The following is a 22,519-nucleotide window of genomic DNA, read 5'->3' on the forward strand; positions in this document are numbered from 1 at the left end:
GATGACGCCGGAAAATCATGAAAAACGCCCGACGCAAGACCTCGACTACGAACCCGTCAGGAAGATGGCTGAGCAGCCCACCGAAAAGAAACACTCTGCCCCTTCAGCCGCCAGTACCACGCTGGCATCCCTCACCGACATGGTGCAAAAGATCCAGCGCTGGCCTGTGGTGGCGCACCTGATCCGCGCGACGGAACGTTTTAACGACCGCATGGGCAACCAGTTTGGCGCGGCGATCACCTACTTCTCGTTTCTGTCGATGATCCCCATCATGATGGTGTCGTTTGCCGCCGCCGGTTTTGTGCTCGCCTCGCACCCGACGCTGTTGCAGGATATTTTCAATAAGATCCTGATGAGCGTGAGCGATCCGACGATGGCTTCAACACTGCAAAACACCCTCAATATTGCCGTGCAGCAGCGCACGACGGTAGGGATTGTCGGGCTGGCTATCGCCCTCTATTCCGGCGTCAACTGGACCGGCAACCTGCGCGAGGCAATCCGCGCTCAGTCGCGCGATGTCTGGGAGCGTAACGCGCAGGATGAAGAAAAAATCTGGGTAAAGTATTTCCGCGACTTCATTTCGCTGATTGGTCTGTTAGTCGCGCTGATCGTGACGCTTTCCATAACGTCGGTGGCGGGCTCCGCGCAGCAGTTGATCATCAACGCGCTGCACCTGGATTACATTGAATGGCTGAAACCGGCCTGGCGGCTGATTGGCCTGACTATTTCGATTTTCGCGAACTATTTGCTCTTCTTCTGGATCTTCTGGCGTTTGCCGCGCCACCGTCCGCGTAAGAAGGCGCTGATCCGCGGCACATTTCTCGCGGCAATTGGGTTCGAAGTGATCAAAATCATCATGACCTGGACGCTGCCATCGCTGGTCAAATCGCCTTCCGGCGCGGCGTTTGGTTCGGTGCTCGGGCTGATGGCGTTCTTCTACTTCTTTGCTCGCCTGACGCTGTTTTGCGCCGCGTGGATCGCCACCGCGCAGTACAAAGGTGACCCGCGCATGCCGGACAAAACCCACCACTAACACTGCTATCGGGCTGAAGGAAATGGAATATTTCAGCCCGCCTGGCGATTTCAGCATGAAAATCCAGTCCGTAACTTTTATTTAACCAAAAACCAGTTTTATTCTCTGATTATTAAAATCTGTGAAGCATTTCATAGAAGGTAAATCGTGAGTCTGAAAATTATTCGCTTTTTGCCGGTTTTTTGCGCGAAAACCCGGTTTGTTACAGATTGAAATGTCGCTTTTGCTGTGGCTAATATGGTCGTTCGTTCGCGCAAAAATAAGAAAATTCTATGCAAGCTACAGCCACAACTTTCGACAACGAGCAGGAAAATCCCCCGGTAAATTCACGTAATAAAGTCGTCGTTGCGTCTCTGATTGGCACCGCCATCGAGTTCTTCGATTTCTATATTTACGCCACCGCTGCGGTGATTGTATTCCCGCATATCTTCTTCCCGCAGGGCGACCCGACGGCCGCCACGCTACAGTCGCTGGCGACCTTCGCCATTGCTTTTATTGCGCGCCCGATTGGTTCCGCCGTGTTTGGTCACTTCGGCGACCGCGTTGGCCGTAAAGTGACACTGGTGGCCTCGCTGCTGACGATGGGGATCTCAACCGTGCTGATTGGTCTGCTGCCGGGGTACGAAACCATTGGCGTGATGGCACCGTTGCTGCTGGCACTGGCGCGTTTCGGCCAGGGTCTGGGGCTGGGCGGTGAATGGGGCGGCGCGGCGCTGCTGGCCACGGAAAACGCCCCGCCGCGCAAACGCGCGCTGTACGGCTCTTTCCCGCAACTGGGCGCGCCGATTGGCTTCTTCTTTGCGAACGGCACCTTCCTGCTGCTCTCCTGGTTACTGACCGATGAGCAGTTTATGGCGTGGGGCTGGCGCGTGCCGTTCATCTTCTCCGCCGTGCTGGTGCTGATTGGCCTGTACGTTCGCGTTTCGCTGCATGAAACACCGGTATTTGCCAAAGTCGCCGCCGCGAAGAAACAGGTGAAAGTGCCGCTGGGCACGCTGCTGACCAAACATGTGCGCGTTACCGTGCTGGGCACCTTTATCATGCTGGCGACCTATACGCTGTTCTACATCATGACGGTCTATTCCATGACCTTCAGCACCTCGCCGCAGGGCCTGGGCCTGCCGCGTAACGAAGTGCTGTGGATGCTGATGATGGCGGTGATTGGCTTCGGTGTGATGGTGCCGGTGGCGGGTCTGCTGGCGGACGCCTTTGGTCGCCGCAAAAGCATGGTGATCATCACCACGCTTATCATCCTGTTCGCGCTGTTTGTCTTCCCGCCGCTGCTCGGTTCCGGTAGCCCGGTGCTGGTGATGGCCTACCTGCTGATCGGCCTGAGCCTGATGGGGCTGACCTTCGGTCCGATGGGCGCGCTGCTGCCGGAGTTGTTCCCGACGGAAGTGCGTTATACCGGCGCGTCGTTCTCTTACAACGTGTCGTCGATCCTCGGCGCATCGGTGGCACCTTATATCGCCACCTGGCTGCAGGCCAATTATGGTCTGATGTATGTCGGGTTCTACCTGGCCGCGATGGCCACGTTAACGCTTATCGCGCTGCTGCTGACCCACGAAACTAAACACCAGTCGCTGTAACCTTTTTGCCCTCTCTTCGCTGAAGAGAGGGCCACTTCCCGTTGTGCTTCCTAGTGTTTCATCTGTGACAAAATCGCCCGGCACTGATTCTGCTCGCCTTCCGATGGCGAGATCAACGCCAGCAATGCCGCCGCCGGGGTGACCAGGGTTGCCAGCGCTGCCGCCACCGCACCACGCGCAATCAACGGCCCGGGTTTCACCCCCGCCTGCGGGTTTTTAAAGCTGCCACGTACGTAGAGCGGTGAACGCAGCGTGACAATACGCACGCCTTTGCTTTCAGGATCAATGGTTAAGTCAAGTTGTTCCGACGCCATGCTGGCGGTGCCGGTAATATTAATCAGCGCGTTTTCCGTATCAAAGGCGAAGATTTGCGGACGCGCGACGCCGTTGACTAAATCGAGGTTCGCTGCGGCACAATTTACCCGCACTTCGTCATCGCCAAACAACTGACCGACAATATAGTTGCCGACGTTAAGACCAAGAATTTCCATCAGGTTACGGCTGACTACCCCGTCGTTCATTAACAGTTTCAGGTTGCCATTGCTGGTACCCAGCAGCGCCGCTACGGAGTTGCCCACGCCGCGAAGCTCTGCGTCACCGTTCATCTCGCCCAGGGTTTTCTGCATCAGCTCGACATCAGGCATCAACTCTTTGAGCTTCAGCCGCCGCGCCTGAATCTCCGCCCGACCTTGCATCGGTTTTTTATCCCCTTCGAGATGGATATTCGATGAGATGGTGCCGCCCGCAAGACCAAATTTCAGCGGTTGCAGGCGCAGGTCGGCATCTTTCAGCAGAATGTGGGTCGACAAGTCGCTGATGGGTAACGTTGAGCCATGCTCAATCCGCCGGCCTTTAAAGCGCACATCGGCATCCATTACGTCCCATTTGTCGGTTTCAAAGCGGTCATACGGCAGCACTTTGTCTGCCGGTTGCCCTGCTTTCTCGCCCTTTTGCTGCTCGGTGCGTTTCGACTGCTCAGCGCCTTTGCCGGAATCGACACCAATCAGCGGCCCTAAATCTGCCAGCCGTAACTGGCGCGATTCAACGTCGCCTTCCAGTTTTGGACGCGGTTTAGCGGTGGTGTAGCGCAGCGTGCCATGAATATCGCTTTCGCCGATATGACCATTAAAGTCGCGATAGTCATACACCGACCCTTTTTCGTTGTTGAGCTTCGCGATGAGATGGCCATCGGTTTCAAACGGCGGCGTGTCCGGCAGCAACACGCCGGTTAAGTCATACAGTTCGCCAAGGGAGTTACCACCGAACTTGAGTTGCAGGTCGGCACCGCCCATGTTCATTGGGTCGTTGATGGTGCCGACAAACGCCACGCGCGTGTTACCGGAGCGGAAATCCGCCTGCACCGGGAAAGGTGTGCCTTCGCTGCGCAGCGCCAGCATGCCGCCAATTTTGCCGCTGCCGGACACCGGCTGGCCGTTGTAACGCCCTTTCGCCGTCAGACCAAAGATGTAATCCCCGGCGTTGACTTTGCTGTCGCTTTTGCCGGTCACTTCGCTAAACGGCAGCGGCTTGCCTAAGGGATTTACCAGAATCTCGATATCAGAGCGGTTGAGCGCATCATCAATGGCGATACGCCCGCGATCAAAAAGAATGTTATCCAGCCGGAATGACCAACTCGAAGGCTGCGCGTTTGCGTCTTTGTTGGCGTCGCTGGCGAGCGTGAAGGTCCAGTTGTTGAGCTTTTCCGAGCGACGTATCAGCCTGGCATCGGGCTGTTGCAGTTTGATCCACGGCAGGTAAACGGTTTTGGTGAACAGCGCCAGCGGCGCGAGGGTGGCTTCAACGCGGGGTAAATGCACCATTGTCACTTCGTCGATACCCGGCGGGTTGCCCAGCATAATATCGTCGGCGTGAACATGCGGCCATGGAACCCAGCTGCGCCAGCCGGTTTCCTCTTTTTGTCGTTCCCACACCACGCCCAAATCGCCGCGAATAGCGAACGGACGGTTAAGCTCCGTGGAGACTTTTTCGTTAATGGTGGGTTTGAGGCGGTTCCAGTCGAATGTGGCGATGATGATAATGGCGACCACAATCAGCAACAGCAACGTCGCGAAGACGGCGATAATCGCTTTACTCGTTTTTGTCATCGTTCTGCCTTTCCTTTAAAGCCTTACCTGTCATAAAGATAGTAGAGGCTCGCAGAAAGGGCTGCGGTTACAGCTCGAGTATCACGTGTTCAAGTTTGGCTAAAGGAACCGGACGGGAGAGAAAATAGCCCTGCGCCGCATAAGCCGGTGAATCCTGCACATCGCGCCACTCCTCCAGCGTTTCCACGCCTTCGACAATCACGCCCTGGCAATAGCGGTTCATCAACTGCAACAGCATGGTGAACAGGTTTTGCCCTTCCGGCGTTTTACGCAACATGATGAACAGATCGCGTGCCACTTTGATGTAGTCGTAACGCACTTCGCTTAACGCAGAAAAATTCGCCATGCCGGTGCCGAAGTCGTCCAGCCACAGCGGACCAATTTCGCTGATCGAGGCGAACGTCGAATCCTGCGGTAGCCGGATATGTTCGACCAGTTCAAAGCGGATCCACGGCAGTGAATTAATCAACGCCATCAGATCGGTATCCTGGCGCATCGCCAGCAGGGTTGGGCCGTCAACATTCACCGAGGCCAGCACATCATTGCTGAGGAAGAAGGCTTTTTGTTCCGCCAGCAGCGCCACTTGCTCATGCACCACATCAACACGCTGGCGCACCGCCACTTCGGAAAAATAGCGATCCGGCGCAATGCGCGTTTCCGGCTGCGACGGATGGGTGACAATGGTTAATACTTCAACCGCCATCAGACGACCATCGGTTTTATAGATGGGCTGATAAGTATAAGCACGTTCACATTGCAGCCAATAACGACGCTCCTGCAAGCTTTCAATGCTTGCTTCCGGAATGTTTAGCTGCTGGATGACCTGCTTTAACTTCATTTCTGCTGTCCTGTCGAAGGCGATGACCGGGAGGAATTCGTCAATGAGTTATCGGCGGGCGTGTCGATAACTTTACGCTCCGTCTGCGGGCAAATTTAAAAACCGCCGACGGGAAATCTGCCTGGAACAGGCTTTAGCTCAAAAAAATACTGGAACGTTGTTTTAATATAGTTGACCACGAATCACCCACAACGCACACTACCGTTAATTTATCTGATCCAGGTTGATGACTATGTCCAGGAAAATTGCCGTCATTGGCGAATGCATGATTGAACTGTCACAAAAAGGCACGGAAGTGAACCGTGGCTTTGGTGGCGATACGCTTAACACGTCTGTTTATATCGCCCGCCAGGTCAATCCTGCGGCGCTTTCCGTGCACTATGTTACCGCGCTTGGCACCGACAATTTCAGCCAGCAGATGCTGGATGCCTGGCAAAGCGAGGACGTCGATACCAGCCTGACGCAACGTATGGAAAACCGCCTGCCTGGCCTCTATTACATCGAAACCGACAGCACCGGCGAGCGTACTTTCTACTACTGGCGTAACGAAGCAGCCGCCAAATTCTGGCTGGAGAGCGAGCAGTCTGCGGCTATCTGCGAACAACTTGCGACCTTCGATTACCTCTACCTGAGCGGCATCAGCCTTGCCATTCTTAGCCCGGCAAGCCGCAACAAGCTGTTGTCGCTGTTGCAGGCATGCCGTGCGAATGGCGGCAAAGTGATTTTTGATAACAACTACCGTCCGCGCCTGTGGGCCAGCAAAGAAGAGACGCGTCAGGTTTATCAGCAAATGCTGGCTTGCACGGATATCGCGTTCCTGACGCTGGATGACGAAGACCTGCTGTGGGGCGAGAAACCGGTGGAAGAAGTTATCGAACGCACGCAGCGCGCGGGCGTAAAAGAAGTGGTTATCAAGCGCGGCGCAGACTCCTGCCTGGTGGCGATTGCGGGTGAAGCGCTGGTGGAAGTTCCGGCGGTGAAACTGCCAAAAGAGAAAGTGATTGATACCACAGCAGCTGGGGATTCCTTCAGCGCGGGTTACCTGTCGGTACGTCTGACCGGTGGCGATGCGACAGAAGCGGCAAAACGCGGGCATTTAACCGCCAGTACGGTTATTCAGTATCGCGGCGCGATTATTCCGCGCGATGCCATGCCGCAATAACGCTGTTCACCCCTCTCCTTTACCGGAGAGGGGTGGCTAAACTACTGCTGCGGAGGAATGTCCGAGACGTCAGAATGGCTTTCGTCACCACTGGCAGCAGGTGCTGCGGCGTTATCCGCTGGCGGTGCCATCACTTCATCCCACGTTGCCTGCAAATCCTTCATGTTGAACTCCGGCTCGCCTTTCGGCTGCAGCAACACCAGCGCCATATCCTGTGAAAGCTGCTGATGCAGATCCTGATTCAGCATCTGCGGCGTCAGGTTGTTCAGGAAGTTCTGGCGCAGCTTTTGATACTGCTCCGGCGCAATATCCACCACCTGGTTTTGCAAAGAACGCATCCGCTGGCTGATCAGAATATCGGTACTGGCGCGCGCATAGGTGGCGAACAGTTTTTGCAGCTCAAGGTTTTTCTGCGCGATAAGCGCTTTAAATTCCTCTTCCGGCAGCCCTTTCTCGCGCACTTTCGCCAGCTCACGCGCAATCACGCCGACATTGGTATTGAGCTTGTCATTGGGTGAATCAACGTTAATGGCGCATTGCGCCCGCTGGAACAATACCCGGCAGTCAAAACCGAGACCAATCTCTTTGGCGTTGTTTTTGCTCAGGTTCTGCTGGATATGCCAGAACAGGGCTTCACGCGCCAAATCCGCACGCCAGTAACGCTCAAGGGCGGCGGACTCGCGAATCGGTTGCCAGGCGGAGTCCCACATGATCGACAAACGATCCTGGGTGACACCCTCGCTCATCAGGCTAACCGACTGGCGCGGCAGCGGCGACAGCGTCGCAACCGGCGCAGGCGTCTGGCGTTTCCCTTTCAGCTCGCCGAAGGTTTTACCAATCTGCTCGGCGATAGCGCGGCTATCCACATTCCCGACCACAATCAACGTCATCGCGTCCGGCGTGTACCATTTTTCGTAGAAACCTTTCAGTTGCGCCGCATCGACCGGCTCTTTCAGTGTTCCGGCGGGATCGTGCCCCAGCAGCGGCGAACCTTTCAGGCGGTAGCGCCACCAGCTGTCTTTGGTGTCGGGCGGCCAGGTAGCAACCATATCGTTGCTGGCAAGAGCGTGATTCACCGTTTCCGGCGTGATGGTGAGATTTCCAGCGGCATCCGCCAGGTAAACCATCGCCTCTTTCAGCAGGTCGCTGCGGTTGTTCGGTATGCTGAGGTTATATTGCGTGTATTCGTAGGAGACCAGCGCCGGCGGCAGCGGGCGCTTCGGGTCAATACCTTGTTGCCACAGCGAGCGCACCTGGGAAGGTTCGAGCCGACCACTGTGAGTCAACGCAACGCGGGGAATAAAGTGGCTGAAACCGCTCTGTTGGCTACCTTCGGTGAGCGAACCGGTATCAATAGACAGGCGAATCTCAATGCGATCGCTGGGGCGCTGGGGTGTGGCCAGAACCTGCCACTGAAAACCATTTGCCAGCGTCCCTTGTTGCCAGGCCGGGTCAGGCTGGAGCGCATCTGCCTGCACATAACCGACAGCTGCCAGCATCAGCAAACCGCCCGTTAACAGTCGAATTTTTGTGCCCTGCATGTGAACCCCTAATCAACATTCCTGGTTAAAAAGTATGCCCGCGCAAAGGGGCTAAAAGCGTGTTAAAACACTTCGCTTTTAGACCGCGGGAAATGCAAAACGTCACATCGCGATGTGAATTATCACGAAATTTCATCGTAAATTGTGACGGATCCAGGAGGTAATTATGCGCAGGTACCCGCAGCCCGACAAGGGACTGCGGTCATAAGTCACGAAATTATGAAGAAATTCCGGGGGTTTTCGCCGCGCTGGAACGGTTATCCAGCGTGTCGACCAGCTGTTTTTGATCCAGCTCTTTTACCCACTTCGCCACCACGATAGTCGCGACGCCGTTGCCCACCAGGTTGGTCAGCGCGCGCGCTTCGGACATAAAACGGTCAATGCCCAGAATCAGCGCCAGCCCTGCCACCGGCAAATGCCCGACGGCGGAAAGCGTGGCGGCCAGCACAATAAACCCGCTGCCCGTCACCCCGGCGGCACCTTTTGAGGACAGTAGCAGCACGACCAGCAGCGTGATCTGATGGAAAATATCCATATGGCTGTTGGTTGCCTGGGCGATAAACACCGCCGCCATCGTCAGGTAAATGGAGGTGCCATCCAGGTTGAAGGAGTAGCCGGTTGGGATAACCAGCCCGACCACCGATTTACGGCAGCCCAGGCGCTCCATCTTCTCCAGCATGCGCGGCAGCGCGGATTCAGATGAAGAGGTGCCCAGAACGATCAGCAGCTCTTCGCGGATATAGCGGATAAATTTGAAGATGCTGAAGCCTGTTGCACGGGCAATCGTACCCAGCACCACCACCACAAACAGAATACAGGTGACATAGAAGCAGATAATCAACTGACCGAGTTGCACCAGCGTACCGACACCATATTTGCCGATGGTAAACGCCATTGCCCCGAATGCGCCAATCGGCGCAAGGCGCATGATCATATTGATGATGCCGAAGATCACCTGCGAGAAACTTTCGATAACGTTAAAAATCAGCTGGCCTTTATGGCCTAAGCGATGCAGCGCGAAGCCAAACAGCACCGCGAACAGCAGCACTTGCAGAATATTGCCGCTGGCGAAAGCGCCAATCACGCTCGCCGGTATGACATCAAGCAGGAAGGCGACAATCCCCTGCTGTTGCGCCTGCTCGGCATACACCTCCACGGCTTTGGCATCGAGTGTTGCAGGGTCGACGTTCATTCCGGCGCCCGGTTGCACCACGTTAACGATCACCAGCCCGATAATAAGCGCCAGCGTACTGACAATTTCGAAGTAAAGCAGTGCAACCGCACCGGTACGACCTACCGCCTTCATGCTTTCCATGCCGGCGATACCGGTGACAACAGTACAGAAAATCACCGGGGCGATGATCATCTTGATGAGCTTCACGAAGCCATCACCAAGCGGTTTCATCTGTGCCCCGAGTTCAGGGTAGTAATGACCAAGCAGAATACCGATGGCAATCGCGGTCAGAACCTGAAAGTAGAGACTTTTAAACAGGGAGGTTTTCATAAGGTGTCCTTGAGATTAAACCTCAGGCTTTGTAGGGTTTTCAGTTAGCCTGCGGTTTAAAAATAACACCCGTCAAACATGACAGAAATAAACTTACATCAAATCTGAAACAACAATGTTAAAAACTTTGAACTGACTCGCACAAGCCCGTAACAAATTACGTGTTTTCAGGCTTATCCGATCCAGCAAAGAACTGCTGTTCAAACGCCTCGGCAGACGCCGCGCGGCCAAATAAAAAGCCCTGCGCCACATCCACACCCGCGTCAGCCAGCCATGCCCGTTGCGCTTCATTCTCCACGCCCTCAGCGACGATGCGCAGATCCAGACTACGCGCCAGGTGGATAATGGCGGCCACCATGCTGTTTTCATCCGGCAAACCTTCAACAAACATTTTGTCGATTTTCAGCACATCGACCGGCAGCGACTTCATATGATGCAACTGGCGCAGCCCGGCATAACCCATGCCGAAATCATCCAGCGCAATGCGTACCCCGGCATCACGCAGTGGGCGCAAAATCGCCACTGCGGCCTGGGGATCATCAATGTGGCGGCTTTCGGTCACTTCGAGGATCAACGTCTGCGGCGCAATACGGTAACGCTGCAACAAATCCAGCATATCGGCCAGCATGGTGGGATGCGTCAGCTGGCAGGCCGAGAGATTCACCGAGAGCGGCAGCATAATGCCGCGCGCTTGCCAGCCCGCCAGCAGGCGGCAGGACTCTTCCAGTACCCAATAGCCGACGTTGACCATCAATCCGCAGGACTCAATACGTTCGATAAGCCCTTCCGGTAATGCCCAGCTACCATCTGGTTGGCGCAAACGGAGCAACGCTTCCGCGCTCACCAGTTCGCCGCTCGCCGCATCCACCTGCGGCTGCAACCAGATCGCGAAACGTCCCTCATCGAGCGCGGTAAGAATGTCGCTCTCCTGCGCCAGCCATTGCTGTGCCCGCTCCATCTGCTCTGGATCGAAGAACTGGATCTGGTTTTTCCCTTTGCGCTGCGCGCTGACGACAGCGGAAGCGGCCCGATGGTAAAGCTGCCCGGCAGAAAGGTTGCCGTAAAACATCGCCACACCAATACTGGCATTGGGACGCAGTTGGATGCCGTGCAGCGGCACACGCTCGTTAATTACAGTGAGCACTTGCTTACCGAGCGTCATGGCGTGCCACGGCTCACTCACACCGTGGGCGATAATCGCAAAGTCATAAGCGCTCACCTGCGCCAGCACCCTGTTCGGCGTCAGTATTGATTTCAGTTTCTCCACCAGCGTTAGCAGCAACATCTCGCGCTGAGATTCCTGCAGCACACCGGCGGTATCACGCAGTGTTTCGCAGGCGATTACCAGTAGCGCGGTGGGGTTTTGCCGGGTCACCGTTTGCTCCAGCAGCGCCATCAGGAAGGCTTTATTCGGCAATTCAGAAACCGGGAAATGCGTCGCCTGGGTGTTCAGCTCTTCTTGCTGACGCAGCAACAACTGCTGGTTGCGGTTGTAACTGCGCACCATGATGCCGATTTCATCATCATGATGAAGACGAGGCACAGGCAATTGATGCCCGGCCAGTTCCGACGCCGGAAGATCGTTAAGCTCCCGGGAAATTTTTCGCAGCGGGTGAACCACCAGCCGGTTGATACACCAGGTGAGCGCCACCGTGAGCATTAACGTCAACAGTAAGTAAGCCGTCACTAACGTTGATAAGGTGCTGATGACGAACTTGTAAACCCGATATGAATCCGCCTGCAGCACCAGGTAGGCCAGCGGTTGCGGGTTTGCCGGGCGCTCCAGCGAATAGATGGGTAAGGAGATCTGCACAGGCAGTTCAAACATCCGTGTGATCATCACCGGAACCGGACGTTCCGGGATAAAACTCATGCGCAAGGCCTGAAATTGATTCGGCAGCACCACATCCGCGCGGCTGACAACGCCCGCCGGTTTAATCTGTTTGATAATCGCTTCTGCTTCGGGGATGTCGGCTTTTAAAATCGCCGCTGAAAGAGGTTCGCGTACGGAGCGGGCAATGCTTTCCAGTTGTGTGGCCGTGTTATAGCGATTCTGCTGTAAGAAATGGAACAGCAAAATGACGCAGAAAATAAAAACAAACACCATAGAGACAACAGCAACCATGGCCATTTGTTTAATGGTTAAAGAACGGCTGACACGCAAAATCACTCTCCAGAGACACAATGAGCGCAGAACAGAAAAAAAGGGCACTTAGCCGCCAGAGTATACTCTATCGCGCGTCGCTTGAGATAAACCGCTAAGCAGAATCTCACTCAGCGGAAAACTGCAGGGAAAGCAGGTGATAACTTATTGAATCGCTGGCGGTTAACAACGATAGACTTGTCGCTTTATACCGTTATTTCCCGCCAGGAATACTCCTTTTTTACCAGTCGGCGTGCGGCACCAGAGGCTGGAGCGGCATATCCATATCGCCCTGCCAGCCCGCACCGGAATAACGCACATAAATCAGCGCGTGGCTTGGGGTGTAGTCTTTGGCCTGCTGAATATCGATACCCGCACCGACAAACCAGTGGGAAGTCACCCGGCGCTCAATCAGCGCACGCGCGGTATAACCATAGCCATTACTGCTGCCGCCGGATTCGGTCTGCTCGCTTGCCAGGGTGCGGAAATTCGCAGGAATCAAGCTAAGCAGGGGGTAACGCGGCATCGTTTTAGTGCGGGAGTGCGACCACGACACCGTACCGCCAAGTTCCCAGGACCAGTTCTCGGTACGCTCACGCCACAACACCGGAACCGAAAAAGAGAGATATTCCTGCGGGCTGTAGTAACCACCATGGCCCAGGGTGTAATAACTCAAATCTTTGTCGTAGTGCCAGATCATATTGTTCAGGCCCACGGTAACGCGCCGGTTATTTTCGTTGATAAGTTTGTAGTAGTAGCCGGTCATCCAGCGCACGCGCCAGTTGTCGTCAACGTTTTTGCCTTCCAGCGTATCCGCCCCGAGGCTCGCCCACACGCCGTTCGCTTCGCCCTTGTCATAACTGAGACTCAACGTGCCGCCATTCGCCCGCACACCCCCCCAGGTTTTGCCGGTGTTGCTGCTCGGATCTTGTTGCCCGCCAAAGGCCAGCAAGGAACTCGAAATGGGGCGGCGATGTAAATCCACGGTATAGCCAAACGGCCCGAGATCGCTGCTGTAACTGACTCCGCCCACCATATCCACAACGTTAAAGCCCATCGGCGTGGTGCCAATATCCATCGACCAGGTATTGTTTCGCCACCCCACCGCAACGCTGGCACCGCTATCAGACTGGTGGCGATTCCCGCCAACGCAAGGCACATCGACACAGGTACCAAAACGGGGGTTATAAGTACCGTCATCATTCTTACCGAATGTTCCGACATCCATATTTATCACGTCAGTCCGGAAGAACATCCGCCCGTCAGACAGCGGCGCATCCACCTGCAACATGGTGTTATGCGCTTTCAAATCCGAATACCCGCCCGTGCCGCTGGAATCCGAAAACTCATGCTGCAATGTGACATTCAGATCCTGCTGACGGTAGAGATCGGCGGCATCGCTGCGCACGCCGCGTTTCAGCCAGTCATCTTTTTCATCATTGCGTGTCAGGCGGGTAAAGGTGTCGTTATCCACCGGGCGCGTCGTCGTGACGCCAGACGCCACCATCGCATCTTTATAACTGTCCAGTGCCTGCTGTGGCTCGCCGTTTTGTACCTCAAAACGTGCCGCATCGCGCAAGACCAGCGCGCTCTCCATTGACGGCGGCTGAGATTTTGCCTGCGGGAGGATGGCTGTGAAGATCCGTTTTGCGCTGGCGGTATCGCCCAACTGGGTTTGCACCAGCGCCAGCCGACGCTGGGTGTTGATTGACGGCGGCTGGGCGGGCGTCGCTGCCGGCAGTTTCGCCAGCGCCGCACGCGCGGCCATGCGATTGCCGTCTGCGGCATACAGCTCCGCAAGGCCAAGCAACGCCTCTTCATTGGCGGGTTCTCTTTGCAGAACACGTTGGTAATAACGTTGTGCTTCGCCGTTGTCGCCGCGCTGCTGCGCCCAGTCGGCGAGGGTTAAATCAATGCGTGAAGACGCCGGTTGCTGCGCCAGTAGCGCTACCGCCTGATCTTCATGACCGCCATCGCGCAGACGGTTGGCATTGTCCAGCAACTGGTTGGCCTGCAGCCGGTCGGCCAGCTCCTGAATATTGCTGTTCCACTGGCTTTTCGGCAGCGCATTTAAGTGATTCAGCGCCGCCAGTGGCTGGTTATTGCCGGAAAGGTAGAGGCCATACGCGTAGACCTGTTCCGGGTCGTGCGGTTTGAGCGTGACCAGACGGTTCATCTGCGAATCGGCTTCGCCCCGCTGCCCCGCCTGGCGCAGATCGCTGGCCAGCCGGTAGGTTATCCAAACGCTACCAGGATCGAGCGCCAGCCGCTTACGTTGCAACTCTGCCGCTTGCGCCCATTCACCTCTGTTTTCCAGCACTTCTGCCTGTTGCGCGAGCCGGTCGTTAGTCAACCCGCGTTCAATATCATCAATGCTGCGCCGCTGGCTGGCAGAGAGCGACTGAATAAACTGTTCCGCTTTTTCCGGCGACTGCGCGCGGTAAATATTCGCCAGGCCGCGCACCGCGTTGCTGTTGCCGCTATCCATGCGCAGCGCCTGGCGATAGAACCCTTCAGCCGCTGCATTATCTTTGCGCGCCGCGGCAGCATCACCAAGCCCGAGCACCGCGTAGCTGTCAGTGTTATCCGTGTTGCGCGCCTGCTGGTAATAACGCTCTGCCTGCTGCACGTTGTTGGCTTTCAGCGCCGCATCACCCTGCTGAATCAATAGCCAGTAGCGGTTAGTTTTCAACAAGCTGTCCCACTTGCTGCGATTGCCGCTGGTCGGATCCATGGCGATGGCTTTTTCCAGTTGCGCCACCGCGCGGGCGCGATCGCCGCTTTGTGAATAGGCTTGCCCCAGTGCCCCGACCGCTTCGCTGTCCGCGCGGTTAGCATTAACCGCTTGCTGCAACTCGCTCACCGCTTTCGCGCCCTGCCCGGCATCCACCGCCGCAAGCCCTGTCGCTTTCGCGCGAAACGCCGGGTCGGCCAGCTGTTTTTGCTGCGCGGCAAGCAGCGTACGGGCGCTGTCTACCGTGTCGCCTGAACTGAACAGCGTCAGAAAACGCTGAAGGGCTTTTACGCTGGCGTCGCTGGTCGGCATCGCCTGAATTTGTTGATACCAGATGCTCGCTGCTGCTGCGCGGCCGTTGCTGGTTTTCGCCATCTGTTCCAGCACCGCATAACCTTCCGCGCTGCGCCCGTCGGCAAACAACATTTGCGCCAGCCCGCCCTGCAACTGATCGTTGCCAGGGTTAGCGGCATTTAACGCCTGCAAACGTTTAACCGCTTCCGCATGACGCGCGGGCACTTTTGCCACCAGCATCCAGTACTCCACCGCCAGATCGCCCTGCGGCGGGTTACCTTTGAATAAGGCGTCGTAGGCCGCAAGCGCTTCCTGCGTATGGCCGGTAGTGGCCTGCAAACGCGCTTGTTGCAGCGCCTGGCGGCCTTCCGGCGTGGAGAGCGCCATGGTGGTCACCGCCGATTTATAAGTGCTGGAGTCGGGTGCCAGTTGTTTCATGCGATCAAGCTGCTTTTGCGCACCCGCGTTATCGCCCTGGCGCAGCAAATAGCGTAAGCGCGCGGCGATGACTTCCGGGTCATCCGGCGCGATAAGCTCAAGGCGGTAGAGCGACTGGCGCACCAGATCCTCGCGTTTGGTGCTTTCACCAAGACGCACCTGCGCCAGCAGTTGTTGCTGCGCGCCAGTATCGGCCGCAAGCGCGGCGGGAGCCAGCGCAAGCGCGAGTGAGAAACAGAGTAAACTTACTGTGAAGTTGCGCATTCCTGGCCCCAGTCAGGTTGTAACTCACCGCGAGGGGTGAAGCGAAAACGGTGCTGGTCCCACCCCTGGCCAAACAGGGTCAGAACATAGCTATAGTAGGCATCGTCGCCGGGGAAATGATCGGCGACCCGTTGCCGTTGTACGGCTTGCGCATCACGATCCTGTAAAAAGGGCAACAGCGCGGCGGCAAACCCCACCGGTCCATCCCCAAGAATTTTTCCGCTCGCCACATCCACTTTTTCCGGCACGCGGCCGTTTTTCGTAGTCACGCTGGCCATCGGTTTGAATTTTTCCAGCAGGCGCGCTTTCTGCGTGTCCCGGTCATGCATCATGCCGACCCACAAATACACGCGGATGGCATCATAACTACTCACCAGCGTCTTTTCGGGTTTAAGCTGCCAGCCGCCCTCTTTCTGAAAACGTACCCAATCGGGTGCAAAGCCTTTCGGCGCGGTTTCCAGCAACAGGCGAAGGTTGGTTTCGCGCAGCGTCGACCACGGTGCGCCAAAGCGGCTAAAATAACTCGCCAGTTGCGGCGGCAAATAGCTCGGGTTAAAACGCCAGGTGGTCGGTTCGGCAAAGCCGATTTTACCGGGCAGCAGCATCGATCCCAGCCCTGGGACCGTCACCACTTCTTCTTTGGCGATGAGGGCTAACAACGCCTTACCCGTCTGGCTATACTCGTCGTTTTTCCATAAACGCCCCGCTTCCAGTAGCGACCAGGCAATCCACAGATCGGAGTCGGACGCCGAATTGGTGTCGAGCACCGTCCAGCTATTGTCCTCTTTTTTGCCCCACAGCCAGGCGGGAAGATGGGTGCTGAGCGAGCCCTGCGCCAGGTTGTTTTGCGTCCATTGCAGCACCCTGGCGAAGGTGTCGCGATCGTTAGCCGCCAGCGCGAAGAACAGCGCGTAACTCTGCCCTTCCGAGGTGGTTATCTTGCGTTGATCGCTGGGATCAACCACCCGGCCGCCATCGCTGATATAGGCTTGTTTGAAGTGTTCCCAGGCAGGCCAGGTGCAGGCGGCGCGCACATTTACCGCCGCCAGCATCAACGCCACTATTACCCACCAACGTAGCGTTCTCATTTTCGTTACTCGTGATCCGGGTCGAGACGGCGACGGCTAATGATCCTCAGCAGACGCCACAGCACCCACGCCAGCAACACCACGCTGATTGCCGCCAGCACCGCCAGCAGCACCGGATGGTTAGCCAGCGCGTACCAGATGCGTTCAAACCACGGCAAGTGGCCGACGTAGTAAATATCGCCCACGCGCAGGCCACTTACGCCAGATTCACGAATCACGGTCACCGAGCCATAAATCGCCGCGCGCTTGCCGCTGTCATTCATCGCGCCGTTAAGCAATTCATACCCGCGCGGGCTGTCTGCCAGCAGCGCGACCACACTGCGCTGATCGTGATATGGCGACTGGAAGCCGACAATCGCCGCCATCGGGCCATCTGACGTGATCCCGGTTTGCGCATCGGCCTGACGGTCGGCGGCATCCGGCACAATCGACGGGAACGGCGTCTGGCGCAGCGGCGTTTTCACCCAGCTTTGCGCCGCATTCACCAGCAGATCGATTTTCTTATCGTCTTTTAACGCCGGAGGAATGGTGCCGATGATCATGATGTCGGCGTCTTTATCCTTGATTTGGTTACCATCGTTAGTGAGTTGCACATTGATTGCCGGAAAACCAGTTTGTGCGCCCACCGCACCCAGCGAATCCAGCAGCGTACCCATCTGCGCAGGTGTCGGCTGCGGCGGCGTGACGACTATTGTTTGCGACAAATCGGCCATCCGGCTAAACGGGAAGCCCGCATTGGCGAAAGCGCGTAAGTCCGGCATCGCTATAAAGTGGTAATACTTCGAGAAATCGATGGTGGAGTCGTCGCCAATCACCACGCGGTTTGGCACCTGCTGGAAGGTCACGCAGTTCTCAATAGTGCCGCCCGGCATCGGATTCATATACTGGAAATCAAAGCGCAACTGGTTCACCGCGCCCAGTTTCAGCGCCGGAATAGAGACATCCGTTTTGCTGTCCAGCAGCCCTTGCAACACCGGGAGATGCAGCAGCAGACGGTTCGTGTCCTGGTTGCTGGTCAGGTTGAAATATTGCAGGAACTGGTTGTTGAGGCTGATATCCATGCGCGAGCTGTCTTTGGTCGGCGGCGCGGTATAGCGATAATTCAGGTTCATATCGATACCGGTACTGCGCAGCAAATAGAGATCCGGCGGCAGGTTCAGCGACACGTTAATCGCCGAGGGTTCCAGCCCGGTCGACTGTAACTGCTCCTCATAGGTTTTCAGCTCGCCAAAGGTGACCGGACGGTCAGTACGTATCCAGTTCGGCGCATCGTAAGGCTGGCGCGCCAGCAGCGGTTTCACCTCATCCACCGTGACGCTATCGCCACGGAACAGCACGTTACCCTGAGCGATACCTTTCGCCGCCTGCATCAGATCTTTGTCATCCCGACCAGACACTACCAGCAGCTTCACGTACGGGTTATTCGGGTGGTTGATCATGCTAATGGTCGGCCCTTTCACCGCCGGCGCATCACGCAGGAAATCAGGACGTTTGTCATTGGTGGCGAAGACGATCGCGTTGCGGTCCGGCAACGCGTTGTAAATGACCGGGAAACTCTGCCCGCGCCAGCCGGTGCGGGAGCCAAACCAGGAGGCGATAACCGCAGCGGCTTGCTGCTGTTCAATATCCGGTGCGCCAGCGAAAACCATCGGCAGCGTCAGCGCCCTGTTGTCACGCGGGTCGAAGAAGGGGATCGGGAAATGGGAGAGATCGTTTTGCACCGCCAGCTTCTGGTAAGTCAAATCCAGCGAACTGCTGCGGCCAATATCCAGCCATAACGTGCTGCTGGCCGGGTTTTCGCACACATCACGATAGTGGCCGACAAATTCCAGCCGCACGCGGTTGAAGTCAGTGATAAAAAGCGGGTTGATCGGCACCTGTGCCAGCGTTTTCTTGCCGAGTTGCTCTTTGGTGACCGGCAAGACGCCCATCAGTTCATCATTCAGATAAACCTTCAACTGCGATTGCACCGGCAGCAGAGAGGGCGATGGCGTGTACTCAAGATTGAGCACCGCTTTCGAAACCAGCTCATCGCTGCGCATACCAAACTCAACGCCACCGTCCGGGTTGATACCGCGCAGCACCATACTGCCAGGCGGCGGCGCGATTTGGGCGAACGTCAGTTTCACATCGCGCGACGGCGCGTTGGCGGCGACCACCGGCGCATTCGCCCCCGGTACGCCCGGCATGACCTGTCCGACAACGTCCTGGCCATCGGTTGGCGTGGTTGGCGTCAATGATTCCGTTTGTCCCGGCGCAGGCGTTGCCACCGGTTCAGTGGCGGGCGCAACAGCCGGAACCGTCGGGGCTGGCGCTGCATACGTCATCACCGGAGATAAAACACTCGTCCCCATAGCCACTGCACAAATCCAGGAAAGTTTTCTTTTCATCGCGTTTTCATCATTGTTAAGCCAATCACGTCATCGGTTGCTGCACTGCCACATTCCGTTCCGGACGGCGCGGAATAAATGACACCACCCAGGACACCAGCATGGTGAATGAGCGGAAAATCACTTTGACAGACGGTGGAGCAAATTCCGCGAGGTGGCGATAGCCGCGGAAACCCAGTTTCAAAATATCCATCAGACTTTCCAGAGGCTTGTCTTCCGGGAAGCTGTCCTGCCACAGCGCCCATGTGTCGGCGCGGGCAAAAGTACACTGCACAAAATCGATATGCTGTTTGGTCGTCAACGGCATCAGTTGCAGGCCCACTTGATTGCCGTGAACACGCGCCACGGTCGTGGGGAACGCATACTCCTGCTGGCCGCGTTTGAGCAGCAAATTCACTTTTTGCCCTTCAAGCACCTGCGCCTGGCCGTTAATCTTGACGCCAAGCCCGCCGTCGGAGAAATCATGCACGGTACAGGAGAAAAGATGCCCGTCTTCGCGGGCAATCACCGCAGGCATCGACATTTCAACGCGGTGCGAGCGACGAACCTGTTTACTCTCTACAGAAACCGCGACCGCGCCGCCAAGGATAACCATGTTGTAGAACACCCACGCGATACTGACGAAGACGGTGAGTATTTCGTTTTCCGGGCCGTAGAAATAACGCCAAATCCCCACCAGTACGCCCAACAGGTTGAGCAGCACAAGGTAGATGTAAGGACGTGAAATCACCCAGTCCACATACTCTTCTTCCACCAGGCCGCCTTTGGCAGTGACGTTAAACTTCCCTTTGTGCGGGTTGAACAGCGCCACCAGCGTGGGCGGCGCGATATACCATGCCAGCACGGTTTCGTAGATCTCGCTCCAGAAAGAGTGACGGTATTTGCCCTGAATCTTCGAGTTAGTCAGGCTGGCGTGAATCATGTGCGGCAGTACGAACAGCGCAATCATCAGCGCTGGCGCGTAAATGATGTAGGCATGTAGCAGCAAGAACGCCAGCGGCGCGGTAAGGAAGATAAGCCGTGGTACTCCCGATAAGAAATGGAACATGGCGTTGACGTAGCACAAACGCTGCGCCAGCTTGAGCCCTTTGCCCGTCAGTGGGTTATCAAGACGGAAAATCTGCACCATGCCGCGCGCCCAGCGAATACGCTGGCCAATATGCGCAGACAGGCTCTCTGTCGCCAGCCCCGCCGCCTGCGGAATGCGCATATACGCCGACGTATGCCCAAGGCGGTGTAACCGCAGCGAGGTGTGCGCATCTTCGGTGACGGTTTCAACGGCGATACCGCCAATCTGATCCAGCGGCCCACGGCGGATCACCGCACAAGAACCGCAGAAAAAGGTGGCGTCCCACATATCGTTGCCATCCTGCACCAGCCCGTAGAACAGCGTGCCTTCGTTCGGGGTTTTACGAAAACGGCCAAGGTTACGTTCAAACGGATCCGGCGAGAAAAAGTGGTGCGGCGTCTGCATCATCGCCAGCTTTTTCTCTTTTAAGAACCACCCCATGGTCATTTGCAGGAACGAGCGTGTCGGCACATGGTCGCAGTCGAAAATCGACACGAATTCGCCTTTCGCGTGTTTCAGCGCGTTATTGATGTTGCCCGCTTTTGCGTGCTCATGAGTGGTTCGCGCGATGTACTCGACGCCGACGCTTTTGGCGAACTGGCGGAACTCTTCGCGTCCGCCATCATCGAGGATCCAAATCTTCAGTTTGTCTTTCGGCCAGTCGATGCCCAACGAGGCGTAGATGGTGTTTTTCACCACATTCAAATCTTCGTTATAGGTCGGTACGAAGATATCGACAGAAGGCCATAGCGACATATCTTTCGGCAGTGGCACCGGCTGGCGATTAAGCGGCCACACCACCTGGAAATAGCCAAGCACCAGCACAATCCACGCGTAGGTTTCCGCGAACAGCAGCACCAGGCCGCATACCAGGCTCACCGGATCGTCCCAGTTCAGCGTCGAAGTGTAGCGCCACCAGATATAGCGGCAGGAAACGGTTAGCGAGAGCACGATCAGCATCAGGGCGGAGAAACGCCCCGGAATTCGGCGTACCAGCAGCGCCACGCCCCATAGCAGCATCAGGAAAACAAACTGCGAAAGCGGATTAAACGGCTGCGTAATACACAGAATGGCGAGGATCAGCGAGAACACCACAATGACGCCGAGAATAAAGCGGCGCGTACGCGGGCTAATATGCGCCAGCTCTTTTTTATCATCCAGATGACCGGTGCGATGCGTTACGCGCTCCGGCAGCGTATCCAGCCAGTGATACCAGCGCCCGCGCAGCACGCGCGCCCGGGCGAAACGCTGGCGACGAGGCGATTTTCTGTCACCCCAGGGCAGCATGACCAGCAACCACAAGGTTTGCAGCAGGTAACGCGCCGGATCGAGCGGTCGCGGTTTATCCGGATCAATATGCGGAAACCACAAATGCTGCTGCGCACGGAGTTGCTGCCAGCGCGGGTGCTCCAGCGGAATAAACACCCATGCGAGGATCGCCCAGAAGCAGCCAGACGCTGCGCTAAACCCGGAAGCGCCGTGTTCACGGTAACGCTGGTAGCGCTCGCTTAAACGCGCGCTCACCGGCGGGATCAGCAACCAGGCGGAAAGGCGGCTCATTGCGGGCTCCCATCCTGCTCACCGCTTACTTCTTGCGGCTGCGCGCAATGCAACAGGCACCAGTTCGCCAGCGTTAATATCTCTTCCGCCGCCAGCGAATCCGCCCGGTATTCGCCCAACGGCTGTTTCGACGCCTGAGATTCCGCCATCGCTTCATCGCGGTGGATAAGGGTCGGGAGGATCTGCCGCTGGCTTTGCAGCCATACCTGCCAGAGATCGTCCTGCAACTGGCTGCCGATGCGCAGATCGTTAAGCAAAATATGTGCGCCAGCAGGTAAAAGCTGCTGGTGCAAGCGGATATGGCAGTTGGTGTCGGGTTTTACCACCGTAAACAGATGGTCGCACTGCGCCACGAACTGCCGCGTCAGCGGTGAAACGCCGTGCGGGATATCGATTAATACCCACTGATAACTTTGCTGCGTTTTCAGCGCCTGCAAAATGGTGGTGAGTTGGCTAAGGGGTTCGTGTAATAAATGGAGGTTTTCCCACTCATTTGCCGCCAAATGGCCAAAAGGCAGGAGATCGAGCTGCGAAGTATAGCGCATGCCGGCATCGCGCCAGTCTTCCCCATCCAGTACCGCGCGCGCCCAGCCGTGGTGATGTTCAAAGTCGACATTAAATGACAGGCGTAAAAGGTTATCAGGGCAGGCATCAATCACCAGCACCGATTCGCCTAAAATTTGTAATGACCAGGCCAGAGCCGCGGTGATCGATGTTGTACCCACACCACCGCGAATCCCCTGTAATCCCAAGATGGCCATCCTGGT

General features: G+C 56.6%; 13 protein-coding genes. 3 read left to right on the forward strand and 10 right to left on the reverse strand.

Features of this window, described 5'->3' with window-relative positions; all coding sequences use genetic code 11:
• The first annotated feature begins 1 nt into the window (after nucleotide 1).
• Both yhjD and RT644_RS12650 read left to right on the forward strand, forming a co-directional pair.
• Complete coding sequence (gene yhjD, locus RT644_RS12645) at nucleotides 2-1,033, forward strand: inner membrane protein YhjD (RefSeq protein ID WP_313626900.1); 1,032 nt, start codon at nucleotides 2-4, stop codon at nucleotides 1,031-1,033.
• 272 nt (nucleotides 1,034-1,305) lie between these two features.
• The gene (locus RT644_RS12650) at nucleotides 1,306-2,622 is read left to right on the forward strand and encodes an MFS transporter (RefSeq protein ID WP_020455659.1); all 1,317 of its coding nucleotides are present in this window, start codon (nucleotides 1,306-1,308) and stop codon (nucleotides 2,620-2,622) included.
• Nucleotides 2,623-2,672: 50 nt separating this feature from the next.
• Here the strand turns inward: RT644_RS12650 and RT644_RS12655 are convergent, their stop codons facing one another.
• Both RT644_RS12655 and pdeH read right to left on the reverse strand, forming a co-directional pair.
• The gene (locus RT644_RS12655) at nucleotides 2,673-4,727 is read right to left on the reverse strand and encodes an AsmA family protein (protein ID WP_313626902.1); all 2,055 of its coding nucleotides are present in this window, start codon (nucleotides 4,725-4,727) and stop codon (nucleotides 2,673-2,675) included.
• 67 nt (nucleotides 4,728-4,794) lie between these two features.
• Nucleotides 4,795-5,565, reverse strand: a complete 771-nt coding sequence (pdeH, locus tag RT644_RS12660) for a cyclic-guanylate-specific phosphodiesterase (protein WP_020455661.1) — start codon at nucleotides 5,563-5,565, stop codon at nucleotides 4,795-4,797.
• Nucleotides 5,566-5,797: 232 nt separating this feature from the next.
• On the opposite strand from pdeH, the gene RT644_RS12665 reads away from it, so the two are divergent.
• Nucleotides 5,798-6,727, forward strand: a complete 930-nt coding sequence (locus tag RT644_RS12665) for a sugar kinase (RefSeq protein WP_020455662.1) — start codon at nucleotides 5,798-5,800, stop codon at nucleotides 6,725-6,727.
• 41 nt (nucleotides 6,728-6,768) lie between these two features.
• On the opposite strand, the gene RT644_RS12670 is transcribed toward RT644_RS12665, so the two are convergent.
• The 8 genes from RT644_RS12670 to bcsQ form a co-directional block, all read right to left on the reverse strand.
• Nucleotides 6,769-8,268 carry a M16 family metallopeptidase gene (locus RT644_RS12670; RefSeq protein WP_045507640.1) on the reverse strand — a complete coding sequence of 500 codons (1,500 nt, stop codon included), beginning with the start codon at nucleotides 8,266-8,268 and terminating at the stop codon, nucleotides 6,769-6,771.
• A gap of 217 nt (nucleotides 8,269-8,485) precedes the next feature.
• Nucleotides 8,486-9,772 carry a dicarboxylate/amino acid:cation symporter gene (locus RT644_RS12675; protein ID WP_020455664.1) on the reverse strand — a complete coding sequence of 429 codons (1,287 nt, stop codon included), beginning with the start codon at nucleotides 9,770-9,772 and terminating at the stop codon, nucleotides 8,486-8,488.
• 157 nt (nucleotides 9,773-9,929) lie between these two features.
• Nucleotides 9,930-11,936: a biofilm formation regulator HmsP gene (gene hmsP, locus RT644_RS12680; protein WP_045507635.1), complete on the reverse strand. Its 2,007-nt coding sequence runs from the start codon at nucleotides 11,934-11,936 to the stop codon at nucleotides 9,930-9,932.
• Nucleotides 11,937-12,156: 220 nt separating this feature from the next.
• On the reverse strand, nucleotides 12,157-15,645 hold the full coding sequence (gene bcsC, locus RT644_RS12685; RefSeq protein ID WP_313626904.1) for a cellulose synthase complex outer membrane protein BcsC: 3,489 nt from the start codon (nucleotides 15,643-15,645) through the stop codon (nucleotides 12,157-12,159).
• Nucleotides 15,627-16,733 (reverse strand): cellulose synthase complex periplasmic endoglucanase BcsZ, encoded by a 1,107-nt coding sequence (gene bcsZ, locus RT644_RS12690; protein WP_071925241.1) that lies wholly within the window; start codon nucleotides 16,731-16,733, stop codon nucleotides 15,627-15,629. Before bcsZ ends, bcsC begins: the two co-directional genes overlap by 19 nt.
• Nucleotides 16,734-16,738: 5 nt before the next feature.
• On the reverse strand, nucleotides 16,739-19,123 hold the full coding sequence (gene bcsB, locus RT644_RS12695) for a cellulose biosynthesis cyclic di-GMP-binding regulatory protein BcsB (protein ID WP_313626905.1): 2,385 nt from the start codon (nucleotides 19,121-19,123) through the stop codon (nucleotides 16,739-16,741).
• Between the two features lie 25 nt (nucleotides 19,124-19,148).
• The gene (bcsA, locus tag RT644_RS12700; RefSeq protein WP_313626906.1) at nucleotides 19,149-21,752 is read right to left on the reverse strand and encodes a UDP-forming cellulose synthase catalytic subunit; all 2,604 of its coding nucleotides are present in this window, start codon (nucleotides 21,750-21,752) and stop codon (nucleotides 19,149-19,151) included.
• The gene (gene bcsQ / locus RT644_RS12705) at nucleotides 21,749-22,513 is read right to left on the reverse strand and encodes a cellulose biosynthesis protein BcsQ (protein ID WP_313626907.1); all 765 of its coding nucleotides are present in this window, start codon (nucleotides 22,511-22,513) and stop codon (nucleotides 21,749-21,751) included. The genes bcsA and bcsQ overlap by 4 nt, the downstream gene beginning before the upstream one ends.
• Nucleotides 22,514-22,519 lie beyond the last annotated feature (6 nt).

It is taken from the genome of Kosakonia sp., from assembly GCF_032104925.1.
Taxonomy (GTDB): Bacteria; Pseudomonadota; Gammaproteobacteria; order Enterobacterales; family Enterobacteriaceae; genus Kosakonia.

What these genes read in the sequence shown, in the direction of transcription:
- yhjD (WP_313626900.1), top strand. Translation starts at nt 2, where the DNA reads ATGACGCCGGAAAATCATGAAAAACGCCCGACGCAAGACCTCGACTAC.
- bcsA (WP_313626906.1), bottom strand. Translation starts at nt 21,752, where the DNA reads ATGAGCCGCCTTTCCGCCTGGTTGCTGATCCCGCCGGTGAGCGCGCGT.
- bcsC (WP_313626904.1), bottom strand. Translation starts at nt 15,645, where the DNA reads ATGCGCAACTTCACAGTAAGTTTACTCTGTTTCTCACTCGCGCTTGCG.
- bcsZ (WP_071925241.1), bottom strand. Translation starts at nt 16,733, where the DNA reads ATGAGAACGCTACGTTGGTGGGTAATAGTGGCGTTGATGCTGGCGGCG.
- RT644_RS12675 (WP_020455664.1), bottom strand. Translation starts at nt 9,772, where the DNA reads ATGAAAACCTCCCTGTTTAAAAGTCTCTACTTTCAGGTTCTGACCGCG.
- pdeH (WP_020455661.1), bottom strand. Translation starts at nt 5,565, where the DNA reads ATGAAGTTAAAGCAGGTCATCCAGCAGCTAAACATTCCGGAAGCAAGC.
- RT644_RS12665 (WP_020455662.1), top strand. Translation starts at nt 5,798, where the DNA reads ATGTCCAGGAAAATTGCCGTCATTGGCGAATGCATGATTGAACTGTCA.
- bcsQ (WP_313626907.1), bottom strand. Translation starts at nt 22,513, where the DNA reads ATGGCCATCTTGGGATTACAGGGGATTCGCGGTGGTGTGGGTACAACA.
- bcsB (WP_313626905.1), bottom strand. Translation starts at nt 19,123, where the DNA reads ATGAAAAGAAAACTTTCCTGGATTTGTGCAGTGGCTATGGGGACGAGT.
- RT644_RS12650 (WP_020455659.1), top strand. Translation starts at nt 1,306, where the DNA reads ATGCAAGCTACAGCCACAACTTTCGACAACGAGCAGGAAAATCCCCCG.
- RT644_RS12655 (WP_313626902.1), bottom strand. Translation starts at nt 4,727, where the DNA reads ATGACAAAAACGAGTAAAGCGATTATCGCCGTCTTCGCGACGTTGCTG.
- RT644_RS12670 (WP_045507640.1), bottom strand. Translation starts at nt 8,268, where the DNA reads ATGCAGGGCACAAAAATTCGACTGTTAACGGGCGGTTTGCTGATGCTG.